Origin of the sequence: Actinomadura spongiicola (assembly GCF_003432485.1) — a bacterium.
GTDB lineage: Bacteria > Actinomycetota > Actinomycetes > Streptosporangiales > Streptosporangiaceae > Spirillospora > Spirillospora spongiicola.
This window is the reverse complement of sequence record NZ_QVNQ01000003.1, coordinates 116,438-129,639: the sequence shown is the minus strand read 5'-3', so window position 1 is coordinate 129,639 and position 13,202 is coordinate 116,438. Positions and strand designations below refer to the sequence as shown.

Sequence of the window (13,202 nt, the reverse complement as noted above, 5' to 3'; positions counted from 1 at the left end):
TTGTGCGCTCTGGGGTGCGCCTGGGGGCCGGGCGAGCCGGGTCAGGGAAGGCGGATCTCGGCGGGGGCGGGGTCCCTGACGGCGCCGACGGGCGGGGAGCCGTAGAGGCGGACGGCCCGGGTCCGCGCGCCGCGCGGCACGTCGAACCACACGTCGAACTCGACGCGCATGGACGCCCCGACCGACAGCCGCTCCGGCTGCCGTTTGATCATGGTGGCGTTGACGTCGGGGGAGTGGGCCGCGCCGTCGGTGGTGACCAGACGCTGTTTCCAGGTGTCGAAGACCTGGATGTCGCGACCGGTGTTGACGGCCAGGACCCGGACGCGGGTGAAAGTGCCCTTCGAGCCCATCGCGGCGTGGGTGCCCATCACCTCGGTCATGCCCTCCCGGAACCCGAGGACGGTGAAGTGCAGGTCGGCGCTGCGCCCGGTCTTGCCACGCGGGACGGACTCGTCCTCGCGGGCCCGCTCGGCCGGTACGTGGTAGGTGGGCGGCGCCTCGGCCCGCTCTGAACCGGAGCAGCCGGGCAGCGCGACGGCGACGGCGCCGAGCGCGATCGCGGCGGCCGGGATCCGCGGACGAGGGACACGCAGGCGCATGCTCGGACGGTACGGCCGATCACGGCGCGGTTGAAGACGCCGGGGCGATTCGCAACCCAACCGAAACCACCGACGGCGCTATGCCGGTGTCGCACCGTCCCCGGACACGCGTTGACCCGGGGTCACCTTTGGGGCCGTACGAACCTTCCCCGGGCGCGTACGTTGTCTACTCGGTGACCCCGGGCCGTTCCGATCCACGCTACAGACCCCGAGGCGCGCACCGCAAAGGAAGGACGACCCCGACGGGCCGCGCACGCCGTCACGCCCCGGGAGCGTCCCGAATCATGCAGGTCAGGCGCGCGGTGCAGATCCGCCGGTCCCGGTCGTCGGTGACGACGATCTCGTAGGTGGCGAGCGTCCGGCCGCCGTGCACCCGGGTCGCCACACCCGTGACATGCCCCTCCGTGGCCGACCGGTGATGGGTGGCGTTGATCTCGATGCCGACGGCGATACGGCCCTCCCCGGCGTGCATCATCGCGGCGATGGAGCCGAGCGACTCCGCCAGGACGCACGACGCGCCGCCGTGCAGCAACCCGTACGGCTGGGTGTTGCCCGCCACGGGCATCCGCCCCACCACGCGTTCCGCCGAGGTCTCCAGGTACTCGACGCCCATGGTCCTCGCCAGGTCGCCGTACACGTCTCCGGTCACCGCACCTCCGAGAAAGTGTCGTCCACGCAGACTAGAGTCCTGGTGTGGCGACGAAAGCAGCGACCCCTGACAAGCGCGAACGGCTCCTCCTGCTCGACGGGCACTCCCTGGCCTACCGGGCGTTCTTCGCGCTGCCCGTGGAGAACTTCTCCACGACCGACGGCCAGCCGACCAACGCCGTGTACGGCTTCACCTCCATGCTCATCAACGTCCTGCGCGACGAGGAGCCGACCCACATCGCCGTGGCGTTCGACCGCTCCGAGCCGACGTTCCGGCACGAGCAGTACGTCGAGTACAAGGCCGGACGGCAGAAGACCCCGGACGAGTTCCGCAGCCAGATCAGCCTGATCTTCGAGGTGCTGGACGCGCTGCGCATCCCGCGGCTGTCCGTCGCCGGGTTCGAGGCGGACGACATCATCGCCACCCTGTCCGTCCAGGCCCAGAACGCGGGCATGCAGACCCTCATCGTCACCGGCGACCGCGACGCCTTCCAGCTCGTCAACGACGACGTCACCATCCTGTACCCGGTCCGCGGCGTCTCCGAGCTCTCCCGCATGGACCCCGCCGCCGTCGAGGCCAAGTACGGCGTCCCACCCGAGCGGTACCGCGAACTCGCCGCGCTCGTCGGCGAGACCAGCGACAACCTGCCCGGCGTCCCCGGCGTCGGCCCGAAGACCGCCGCCAAATGGCTCACCAAGTACGGCGACCTCGACACCCTCGTCGACCGCGTCGACGAGATCAAGGGCAAGGCCGGCGACAGCCTCCGCGAACACCTCGCCGGAGTGCTGCGCAACCACCAGATCAACAAGCTCGACACCGAGGTCGGCCTCGAACTGACGCCGCCGCAGCTCGCGATGGGCCAGTGGGACCGCGAGGAGATCCACACCCTCTTCGACTCGCTCCAGTTCCGCGTCCTGCGCGAACGCCTGTACGCCACCATCTCCACGGCCGAACCCGAGGCCGACGAGGGCTTCGACGTCCAGCTCGACACCCTGGAGCCCGGCGCGCTCGGCGCCTGGCTCGACGCCAACGCCGGCGACCGCCTCGGCATCGCCGTCACCGGCACCTGGAGCCGCGGCACCGGCGAGATCACCGCCCTGGCCCTGGCGTCCAAACACGGCCCCGCCGTCCACCTCGACCCCGCCGAGCTGATCGAGGACGACGAACGCGCCCTCGCCGACTACCTCGCCGACGCCCGCCGCCCCAAGGCGATCCACGACGCCAAAGGGCCCATGCTGGCCCTCGCCGCCCGCGGCCTCACCCTCGACGGCGTCACCAGCGACACCGCCCTCGCCGCCTACCTCGCCCTCCCCGGACAGCGGACCTTCGACCTCGCCGACCTCGCCCTCCGCTACCTGCACCGCGAACTGCGCAGCGAAACCGAGGACAACGGGCAGCTCACCCTCGACGGCTCCGGCGAGGAAGAAGCCGCCCAGGCCCTCGCCGTCCGCGCCCGCGCCGTCACCGAACTCGCCGACGTCCTCGACATCGACCTCGACAAACGCGGCGCCACCCGCCTCCTCCACGACGTCGAACTCCCGCTCGTCGGCGTCCTCGCCGGCATGGAACGCGCCGGAATCGCCGTCGACACCGACCACCTCGCCGGGCTCTCCGCGTCCCTCGGCGCCCAGGTCAAAGAGCAAGAACAACAGGCACACGAGAAGGTCGGCCACGAATTCAACCTCGGCTCGCCCAAACAGGTGCAGCAAGTCCTCTTCGACGAACTCAAACTGCCCAAGACCAAACGCACCAAGACCGGCTACACCACCGACTCCGAGGCCCTCACCAACCTCCAGGAGAAAGAACCCCACCCCGTCCTCGACCACATCCTCCGCTGGCGCGAAGTCGCCAAACTCAAGAGCATCGTCGACTCCCTCATCCCCATGGCCGACGACGCCGGGCGCATCCACACCACCTTCAACCAGATGATCGCCGCCACCGGCCGTCTCTCCTCCACCGACCCGAACCTGCAGAACATCCCCATCCGCACCGCCGAAGGCCGCCAGATCCGCGAGGCGTTCGTCGTCTCCCACGACTACGAAACCCTCCTCACCGCCGACTACTCGCAGATCGAACTGCGCATCATGGCGCACCTCTCCGAAGACGACGCCCTCCTCGAAGCCTTCAACTCCGGCGCCGACTTCCACACCATCACCGCCTCCCGCGTCTTCGGCCTCCCACCCGACCAGATCGACTCCGAACTCCGCGCCCGCATCAAGGCCATGAACTACGGCCTCGCCTACGGCCTGTCCGCCTACGGCCTCTCCCAACAACTCCGCATCTCCCCCGACGAGGCCCGCGGCCTCATGGAGGAGTACTTCCAACAGTTCGGCGGCGTCCGCGACTACCTCCGCGACGTCGTCTCCAAAGCCCGCCAGGACGGCTACACCGAAACCATCCTCGGCCGCCGCCGCTACCTCCCCGACCTCAACTCCGACAACCGCCAACGCCGCGAAATGGCCGAACGCATGGCCCTCAACGCCCCCATCCAAGGCTCCGCCGCCGACATCATCAAAGTCGCCAGCCTCAACGTCGACCGCGCCCTCACCACCGCCGGCCTCACCTCCCGAATGCTCCTCCAAGTCCACGACGAACTCGTCTTCGAAGTCGCCCCCGGCGAACTCGACGACCTCAAAACCCTCGTCAGCACCGAAATGGCCGGCGCCTACGACCTCCGCGCCCCCCTCAGCATCTCCACCGGCACCGGCCGAACCTGGCAGGAAGCAGCGCACTAGCCTTTTTGTATTTTTCTCCTCCTTCGGGCCTGGCGGCCCTCCATCGTCGAAAAACACGGTGCGATCGCTGCATCGCTTCGGCTCGCCTGGCGGCTCGCTGCGCGATCAGGTTCTCGCTTCGCTTGAACCTGCCTTCGGACGCGATCGCAAACCTTGAGGTTGTTGGGGGGTTGCTGTGGGGGTTGGGGTGGGTGGGTAGGGCGGGTTGCTGTGTTTGTTTGCAGTGCACTTCTCCTTCGGCCCTGGGGGCCTCCATCGTCGTGAACTGCGGTGCGATCGCTGCATCGCTTCGGCTCGCCTTGCGGCTCGCTGCGCGATCAGGTTCTCGCTTCGCTTGAACCTGCCTTCGGACGCGATCGCGAACCCTGAGGTTGTGTGGGGGGGTGGGGTGGTGGGTTCGGCTTGGCTTGGGCTCGTTGCGCGATCGGGTTCTTGCTTCGTTTGAAGCTGCCACCGGACGCGGTCGCAGACGTTGGAACTAATGGGGTGGTTGTGGGGTCGGGGGACGGTGGGGGCTGGTTCGTTGCAGTGGGGTGGATTGTCGTGCTGCCGGGTGCGAGATCGGGGTCGGTTATGGGTGGGTGTTGCGGGGCTTGATGGCTAGGGCGGTGAGGGCGCTTAGGGCCGCTGTCAGGGCTATGAACCACCAGGCGTGCTCGAAGAGTGCTTGTGCTTGGTTCGAGGAGGAGGGGATCGTGCCCATGACGGCGACCAGGATGGCGACGCCGAGGACGTAGCCGAGTTGGCGGCTGGTGTTGACCACGGCGCTGGCGGTGGCGGCCTGAGCGGGGGGCAGGCCGGTGGTGGCGGCGCCCAGCAGGGTGGGGAGGGCCAGGCCGATGCCTACGCCGATGATGAGCCACCCGGGCAGGATCTGCGTCACGTAGCGCACGTCGGCGGAGGCGCCGAGGGCCAGCATCGCCGCGCCGGCGCAGAACAGAAGGTTTCCCGAGGCGACCACGATGTTTGGGGAGACTCGTCGGACCAGCCGTTGGGCGGCTATCGCGAAGACCGGGACCATCAGCGGGCCCGGCATGATCGCGAGGCCGGTGTCGATCGCGTTGAACCCCGCGACGTTCTGCAGCCACAGGACGACGCAGGGGAAGGCCGCGCCGAACGCCGTGCAGAACAGCAGGACCGTGGTGTTGGCCCAGGCGAAGGCCGGCACGCGGAACAGGGCCGGATCGATGAACGGGGTGGGATGCCGTTTGATCCTGAGGAGGAAGAGCGCCAGTCCGATGATCGCGGTGGTGAAGGCGCCCAATGTCAGCGTGTCGGCCCAACCCCACACGTCGCCTTTCACCAGGCCGAGTGCGGCCACGCTGAGGGTGATGGCGAGCAGCGCCCCGCCGGGAAGGTCGGGGGTCCTCCCCGAGACGTCGCGCGACTCGGGGAGGACGCGCCTCGCCGCGGCGAAGGCCAGGATGCCGATCGGCAGGTTGATGAGGAACACCCACTGCCAGGACAACTGCACCAGTGCCCCACCGGTCACCGGACCGAGCGTCGCGGCAAGGGAACTGGTGATCGCCCAGATCTTCACCGCACCCGCGCGCCGCTCGGGGGGCAGGGCGGTGAGCAGCAGACCGAGGCTTGCGGGAGTGAGCGCGGCGGCACCGGCGGCCTGCAGCACGCGGAACGTCACCAGCCACCACAGCGTCGGTGCGGTCGCGCAGGCGGCGCTGGCGAGGGTGAAGAGGACGAGGCCCGTGAGGAATCCCATCTTTCGGCCGTGCCGGTCGGCCAGGCGTCCGGCCGGGATCAGCAGCGCCGCGTAGACGATCGTGTAGGCGTTGAGAACCCAGCTGAGGTCGGGCAGGGACGAGCCGGGAAAGCTCCTGCCGATGTCGGTGAAGGCGACGTTGACCACGAAGACGTCGAGCATGGCCATGAACGCGGCCGCGCAGAGCACGAACACGACGGCGGTCGACCGGTCGCCTCGCCGGGCGGCGGTCGTCGGCGCTTCTGAAACCATCCGGAACATCCCATCTGACTTCACTTTTGTATAGGCAGATCGCTGACTATACATTGGTGAAGTCGTGGCGGATAGCATGGGGGCATGCCCGCTGTGATGGAAGGTCCCCTCGCGGACCTCGGCTCGTGGAAGACCGACCACTGTTCGCTGGTCAAGGCCCTGGAGATCGTCGGGACCAGGTCGACGTTGCTGATCCTGCGCGAGGCCTACTACGGAACCACCCGATTCACCGGCTTCGCGCGACGCGTCGGGATCACCGAGCGCATCGCGGCCAGGCAGCTGCGCCACCTCACCGAGGCCGGACTGCTCGCCAAGCGCCCCTACCGCGACGAGGGCGGCCGCACCCGCGACGAGTACGTGCTCACTGAGATGGGCCGCGACCTGCTGCCGGTCGTCCTCGCCCTGATGCAGTGGGGCGACAAGTACCTCCAGGACGGCCAGGCGCCGCTCCTGTACGTCGAACACGACACCGGCGCTCCGGTGCGGGTCGAGCTACGCAGCGACACCGGGAACGAGGTCGGCCTCGAGAACCTCGGTGTGCGGCGCAACCCGCGTTGGCGCAGGCCCCAGCCGGCGACGGAGGGGAGTCGGACCGAGAAGGACTCGTCGGACGCCGTTCTCGACGCGGGGTGATCCAGGCCGGTCGCCTTGACACCGGACTGCTTCAGAGCGGGAAGTGCTTGGGTGCGGATTGGTGCGGTGCGGGTCATTGCGGGGTTTTGGTGAGTCAAGTCTTGGCCTTGTTCCGGTGCGCCTCGGCTGGCCGGACGGGCTGGTGTGCGGGGCGGGCACAGTGCGCCTGGTCGGTGAGGCGGGTGTTGAGGGGTGAGCATCGTCGCCTCGTGACGGAGAGTCTGGGAGTCGCGCCGCAGGGTTAATGGGGATCATGCGGGTATTCGGGTGGGTGTCCGTAGATGTCTGGGGGGCCGTACTGTGTCCCCGGGTCCTGTTCGGGTTTACCGGCGGGGGGTAGCGTGCCTCTGCTTCACAAGATCGCTGGAGTTGTGGTCGTCTGCGCGGTGGTCCTCGGGCTGGTGTTGCCGGCGGTTCGGCCTGAGAAGAGGCAAGCCGCGGCGCGGGTCGGTGGGGCGGGCGCCGAGGTGAGCGGAACGCCTCGGGCGCCGGCGGTGGTCGCGACGCCGGCGGGGCCGGTTCCGGGGGCGGCGCCGGGGGCCGTGGCCGTCAAGGCGAACGAGTTGGGACAGGTTCCGGTGTTGATGTATCACCGGATCGTGCCGAAGGCCGAGACGCCGCTGGATCGGTCGACGAAAGAGCTGTACGACGAGCTGACGCGGCTGGCCAAGAGTGGATACACGCCGATCACGGCGGCGGAGTTCGTCGGTGGGCGGTTCGATGTGCCGGCCGGGAGGCATCCGGTGGTGCTGACGTTCGACGACAGCACGCCCGGGCACTTCGCGCTCGACGCGAACGGGTGGCCGAAGGGCGACACGGCGGTCGCGATCATTCAGCGGGTCGCGCGGGAGAACCCCGGGTTTCGGGCGGTGGCGACGTTCTATCTGAACAAGGATCTGTTCGGGATGGCGGACGCGCAGGCGGCGGTGGGGCTGAAGTGGCTCGTCCAGCGCGGGTTCGAGCTCGGCAACCACACGATGTCGCATCCGAGCCTGGGGGGCCTGTCGCAGGGCGAGGTGCGTGCGGAGATCGGTGGGCTGGAGGATCGGGTCGTCCGGCTGACCGGAAGGCACACGACGACGCTGGCGTACCCGTACGGGGCGGTCCCGCGGAAGGCGGCGTGGGCTCGGGCGGACGGCGGCCGGTACACCTTCCGGGGAATCTTCCTCGCGGGGTGGCGGCCGTCGCCGTCGCCGTTCGACGAGAACTTCGACCGGTGGAACATCACCCGGGTGCGGTCCGAGGGCAAGGTCGAAGAGAACGACTGTACGAAGTTCTGTTCGACGGCGTGGCTCGATTACCTGGACAAGAATCCTGATGAACGGTACACATCTGACGGGGACTCGAACACCGTGACGTTTCCCAGGACGGCCGAGGGGCGGCTGGCCAAGGAACATCGCGGCAGGGCGCGGGCGTACTGACCCTGAGCGGATTGACCCCGCGAGGCTGGTCCCATATCCTGATCGCTGCGCTGTGGGCCTGCGTGCGCTTCGGACGGAGCAGGCTCGCGCTCGGTCAGGTCGGCGACAACGGTTCGGTTCACCGACGCGGCGGTGTCCGCGTCCCATTCCGGTCTTCGGCAGGGCGGATAACGGCCCTCCGCGCACAACCCATACGACTTCCATGTCCGTACCGGAGCCAGCCGACACATGACGAGCAGCACCGAGGCCACCTCGACCACCCCGCAGGTAGCGGTCAACGACATCGGGTCCGAGGAAGCCTTCCTCGCCGCGATCGACGAGACCATCAAGTACTTCAATGACGGCGACATTGTCGAGGGCACTGTCGTCAAGGTCGATCGTGACGAGGTCCTCCTCGACATCGGCTACAAGACCGAGGGCGTCATCCCCTCGCGTGAGCTGTCCATCAAGCACGACGTCGACCCGAACGAGGTCGTGTCCGTCGGGGACCACGTCGAGGCCCTCGTCCTCCAGAAGGAGGACAAGGAGGGGCGGCTGATCCTGTCCAAGAAGCGCGCCCAGTACGAGCGCGCCTGGGGCACGATCGAGAAGATCAAGGACGAGGACGGCATCGTCACCGGCACCGTCATCGAGGTCGTCAAGGGCGGTCTCATCCTCGACATCGGGCTGCGCGGCTTCCTGCCCGCCTCGCTGGTCGAGATGCGGCGCGTGCGCGACCTGCAGCCGTACGTGGGACGCGAGCTCGAAGCCAAGATCATCGAGCTGGACAAGAACCGCAACAACGTGGTGCTGTCGCGGCGCGCGTGGCTCGAGCAGACGCAGAGCGAGGTCCGCCAGACCTTCCTCAACACCCTGCAGAAGGGCCAGGTCCGCAAGGGCGTCGTGTCGTCCATCGTCAACTTCGGCGCGTTCGTCGACCTCGGCGGGGTCGACGGGCTGGTGCACGTCTCCGAGCTGTCCTGGAAGCACATCGACCACCCGTCCGAGGTCGTCGAGGTCGGCCAGGAGGTCACGGTCGAGGTCCTGGACGTCGACATGGAGCGCGAGCGGGTCTCGCTGTCGCTGAAGGCGACGCAGGAGGACCCGTGGCAGCAGTTCGCCCGCACCCACCAGATCGGGCAGGTCGTGCCGGGACGCGTCACCAAGCTGGTGCCGTTCGGCGCGTTCGTCCGCGTCGAGGAGGGCATCGAGGGCCTGGTGCACATCTCCGAGCTGGCCGAGCGGCACGTGGAGATCCCCGAGCAGGTCGTCCAGGTCGGCGACGAGATCTTCGTGAAGATCATCGACATCGACCTCGACCGGCGCCGGATCAGCCTGTCCCTCAAGCAGGCCAACGAGGGCGCCGCCGGGATCGAGGAAGAGGACTTCGACCCGACCCTGTACGGCATGCCCGCCGAGTACGACGAGCAGGGCAACTACAAGTACCCCGAGGGCTTCGACGCCGAGACGGGCGAGTGGCTGCCGGGCTTCGACGAGCAGCGTGAGACGTGGGAGCGGCAGTACGCCGAGGCCAGGTCCCGGTTCGACGCGCACCGCAAGCAGATCGAGGAGGCCCGCAAGGCCGAGGCCGAGGCCGGCGGGGAGCCCGCGGGCGGCAGCGGCGGCGGTGGCGGCGAGACCTCCTACTCCGGCGGCGGGGAGAGCGAGTCCGGCGGTGGCGCGCTCGCCACCGACGAGGCGCTCGCCGCGCTGCGGGAGAAGCTGTCCGGAGGCCAGTGACCCCGGGGCCGAACATCGGCCTGTGACATCCCGACCACGGCCGGAGAACGATCTTGATGGATCGGCCTCCGGCCGTGCTCGGTTGCGCTGTTCTTTTCGGTAGTCTCGCCGTTCGTCCCGGGAGCACTCGTTCAATTGGCCAGCACAGACGCCGACACCGTCACCGGCGCCAGGACCGGCGGCCCCGCCGAGGCCGCACCGCCGATCGTGCCGCAGGGCCCCGCGAGACTCGCACTGATCGCGGTCACCGTCGCGGTTCTCGCGCAGACCCTGCGGTTCTCGCCGCCCCAGCTCGACCACTTCGCCGACGAGGCCGGGACGGCCGCCGCCGCCCTGGGCGTCCTGGTCGTGTGCCTCGCCGGGTTCGCCGCGCCGCTGATCCGCCGGTACGCCGGCTTCCGCGGCCTGCTGCTCGCCGGGATCGGCGGGCTGTTCGCCGTCCGGCTCATCGCCCAGGCCATCGAACCGCGGACGTGGCTCGCGTTCGCGGGCACCGCCATCGGCATGATCGCCGTCGCGGCGCTGTACGAGGGCGCCCGCGGCCTGTCCGGCGTCGGGTTCGCCACCGCCACCGTCGCGGGCCTGTCGATCGACACCGCCGTACGGATGTGCTTCGCCACCTGGGACCCGGTGTGGCGGTCCGGCGTCGGCCCGTGGGCGGCGTGCCTGGTGTTCGTCGGCGTCGGAGTCGCCGCCCTGTACCGGGAACTGGCGTCCGGGCCGGTCGCCGCGCCCGGGATCTCGTGGCGGGACGCGCTCGGCGCCGCCGCGTTCGGCCCGTTCCTTGCGTTGCAGGTCCTCGTCCTGTCCAGCCCCGCGTTCGTCGCGTCGTCGGGATGGCGGTCGCTGACCGTCGCGCACATCGTGATCGTCGCCGGGCAGGGGCTCGCGCTGGCGTTCCTCGCGTCCGGTCTCGCGGTCCGGGCCGTCCCGGGCGGCGTGTGCGTGCTCGGCGGCACCGTCCTCGGGGTCGGCGCGGGCGCCGTCGCCGGAACGTACGCGATCTCCGGTGTCGAGATCGTTCCCATCGTGATCGTCGGGCAGGTGCTGTCGGCGTGGCTGCTGGCGGTCGCGTGCCGGGCGCCGCTGCGGCGCGCCGGGACCGGCGGCCCCGTCTGGCGGATCGACGCGGGCGCCGCGCTCGGCGGCCTGCTCATCGTCGTCGTCCTCGTCCCGTACCAGGTCAGCGCCGTCTCCCCGCTGCCGTTCCCGAACAACCTGCTGCCCGGGCTCGCCGGGATCCTGCTCGGCGCGCTCGCCGCGATCGCCGCCGCCCGCGGCGGGCCGCTGCCCGCCCGCGCGCCGCTGCGGGCCCTCACCGCCGGGACCGCCGCGCTCGGCCTCCTCGCCGGGACGCTCGTGTTCACCGTCGCCGCGCCCGACGGCAAGGCGCAGGCGGCGCCCGTCCCCGGACAGGTGCGGGTGCTCAGCTACAACATCCACGACGCGGTCGACCAGTCGGGGCGGCTCGACCCGGAGGGCGTCGCCCGCGTCATCGAGGGGCAGCGCGCCCAGGTCGTCCTGCTTCAGGAGGCGGGCCGCGGGTCCCTGCTGTCCGGCACCGCCGACGTCGGCGTGTGGCTGTCGCGGCGCCTCGGCATGACGCTGATCTGGGGCCCGGCCGCCGACGGCCAGTTCGGCAACGCGATCCTCACGTCCCTGCCGGTGCGCAGCTCCGGGACGGGACGGATGTCGCGCGGCGACTGGTCGCAGATCCGCGGCTACGTGTGGGCGCGGCTCGGAGTCGGCGGCACCACCATGGACGTGTGGTCGACGCACCTCGAGGGCGGCGAGGGCCAGGCGGAGGAACGCGCCCGGTCGATCGCGGTGCTGCTGCGGGCCTGGGGCGGCGCGCCCCGCACGCTGATCGGCGGCGACTTCAACGCCGAGCCCGGCAGCCCCGAACTGGTCGCGCTGACCGAGGGCACCGAGCTGCGCAGCGCCGCGATCGGCGACGACTCGTCCCCGACCAGGTCCGACGGCGCCCACGTCGACTGGATCTTCGGATCGGACGGGGTCCTCGTCACCGAATACGACGTGCCCGTCTCCGACGCCTCGGACCACTATCCCGTCGCCGTCACCGTCCGGATCGGCCGCTGACCGGACCCGGCCTCCGCTCCGCCGCTAGGGTCATGGCATGAGCGAACCGACGGTCTCGATCGAACGGGCCGGGCCGCAGGACGCGGGAGAGTTGCTGACCGTTCAGCGCGCCGCCTACGTCACGGAGGCGCAACTGTACGGCGACCCGTTCCTTCCCCCGCTGGTCGAGTCGGTCGAGCAGCTCCGGAAGGCTCTGGCCGGTGACGCGGTGGTCCTGAAGGCCGTGCTGGACGGACGTGTCGTCGGCGCCGTCCGCGCCCAGTTCAGCGACCACACGTGCCTGATCGGCCGGCTCGTCGTCGTCCCCGACCTGCAGGGCCGGGGCATCGGCGGGCGGCTCCTGGCCGCGCTGGAGGCCGCGGTGGGCGGGCGCGCCGACGCGTGCGTGCTGTTCACCGGCCACCTCAGCGAGACGAACCTGCGCCTGTACCGCCGCCTCGGCTACACCGAGACGCACCGGGAACGGGTCGCGGCGCACCTCACCCTCGTGCACATGCGCAAACCCCTCGTCCCCGTCGAAACCGCCTGACGGTCTAGGGTGGGGCCCGTGCTGAAAGTGGGCCTCACCGGCGGGATCGGGTCGGGCAAGAGCGAGGTGGCGCGGCGCCTCGCCGAACACGGCGCCGTCGTCATCGACGCCGACAGGATCGCCCGCGAGGTGGTGGAGCCGGGCACGCCGGGCCTCGCCGCCGTCGTCGCGGAGTTCGGCGCGGACGTGCTGCTGCCGTCCGGCGCCCTCGACCGTGAGAGGCTCGGCCGGATCGTGTTCGCCGACCCGGAACGGCTCGCCGCCCTGAACGCGATCGTCCACCCCCTGGTCGCGGAGCGCACGAAGCGGCTGATGGACGAGGCCCCCGACGACGCCGTCGTCGTCCACGACGTCCCGCTGCTGGCGGAGAACGGCCTCGCGTCCCAGTACGACGAGGTCGTCGTCGTCGACGCTCCCGAGGACGTCCAGCTCGACCGTCTCGTCGCCCGGCGCGGCATGACCGAGGAGGACGCCCGCGCCCGCATGTCCGCCCAGGCGTCCCGCGAGGGCCGCCGTGCCGTCGCCACCCACGTCATCGACAACTCCGGCTCCCTCGACGCCCTGAAAGCCCAGGTCGACGCCCTCTGGTACGCCCTGACCCGCAGGCAGGGCGACTGAGGTCGTTATCGCGCACCCCACGTGGTCGTCGCGATTCGTCTCGTGACGATCGGTGGGGCCGCGTCGCCGTTCTTCGACGTCTCCGCGGGTGAAACATTTTTCTGGGTGGGTGCGGAACCTTCCCGGGGCCATCAAAAATGGTGAAAACGGTCTTTCGGTGACCCCTTCGTGAGCGGATATGGGCCTGGACAGAATTTTTGTCGGTGGTGTAATGAGCCCAATCACTC

At 70.0% G+C, this 13,202-nt stretch carries 10 protein-coding genes; 7 read left to right on the top strand and 3 right to left on the bottom strand.

The window, feature by feature from the left end:
* Nucleotides 1-41: 41 nt before the first annotated feature.
* Together D0T12_RS09300 and D0T12_RS09295 are read right to left on the bottom strand one after the other, a co-directional pair.
* Complete coding sequence (locus D0T12_RS09300; protein ID WP_117399106.1) at nt 42-599, bottom strand: DUF4352 domain-containing protein; 558 nt, start codon at nt 597-599, stop codon at nt 42-44.
* Nucleotides 600-858: 259 nt separating this feature from the next.
* Nucleotides 859-1,278 (bottom strand): PaaI family thioesterase, encoded by a 420-nt coding sequence (locus D0T12_RS09295; RefSeq protein ID WP_407642070.1) that lies wholly within the window; start codon nt 1,276-1,278, stop codon nt 859-861.
* Nucleotides 1,279-1,292: 14 nt separating this feature from the next.
* Here D0T12_RS09295 and polA point away from each other — a divergent pair, with 14 nt between their 5' ends.
* A complete protein-coding gene (gene polA / locus D0T12_RS09290) occupies nt 1,293-3,983 on the top strand; it encodes a DNA polymerase I (protein ID WP_117399105.1) in 2,691 nt (896 codons plus the stop codon).
* Between the two features lie 571 nt (nt 3,984-4,554).
* Here polA and D0T12_RS09285 read toward each other — a convergent pair.
* Nucleotides 4,555-5,955: an MFS transporter gene (locus D0T12_RS09285; protein ID WP_117399718.1), complete on the bottom strand. Its 1,401-nt coding sequence runs from the start codon at nt 5,953-5,955 to the stop codon at nt 4,555-4,557.
* A gap of 84 nt (nt 5,956-6,039) precedes the next feature.
* On the opposite strand from D0T12_RS09285, the gene D0T12_RS09280 reads away from it, so the two are divergent.
* From D0T12_RS09280 to coaE, 6 genes are all read left to right on the top strand, one after another.
* Nucleotides 6,040-6,588, top strand: a complete 549-nt coding sequence (locus D0T12_RS09280) for a winged helix-turn-helix transcriptional regulator (protein ID WP_117399104.1) — start codon at nt 6,040-6,042, stop codon at nt 6,586-6,588.
* Nucleotides 6,589-7,055: 467 nt separating this feature from the next.
* On the top strand, nt 7,056-8,009 hold the full coding sequence (locus D0T12_RS09275; protein ID WP_233525936.1) for a polysaccharide deacetylase family protein: 954 nt from the start codon (nt 7,056-7,058) through the stop codon (nt 8,007-8,009).
* A 228-nt stretch (nt 8,010-8,237) separates the two neighbouring features.
* A complete protein-coding gene (rpsA, locus tag D0T12_RS09270; protein ID WP_117399102.1) occupies nt 8,238-9,728 on the top strand; it encodes a 30S ribosomal protein S1 in 1,491 nt (496 codons plus the stop codon).
* 135 nt (nt 9,729-9,863) lie between these two features.
* Complete coding sequence (locus tag D0T12_RS09265) at nt 9,864-11,828, top strand: endonuclease/exonuclease/phosphatase family protein (RefSeq protein WP_233525935.1); 1,965 nt, start codon at nt 9,864-9,866, stop codon at nt 11,826-11,828.
* Nucleotides 11,829-11,865: 37 nt separating this feature from the next.
* Nucleotides 11,866-12,357 (top strand): GNAT family N-acetyltransferase, encoded by a 492-nt coding sequence (locus D0T12_RS09260; protein WP_117399101.1) that lies wholly within the window; start codon nt 11,866-11,868, stop codon nt 12,355-12,357.
* 18 nt (nt 12,358-12,375) lie between these two features.
* On the top strand, nt 12,376-12,975 hold the full coding sequence (gene coaE / locus D0T12_RS09255; RefSeq protein ID WP_117399100.1) for a dephospho-CoA kinase: 600 nt from the start codon (nt 12,376-12,378) through the stop codon (nt 12,973-12,975).
* Nucleotides 12,976-13,202 lie beyond the last annotated feature (227 nt).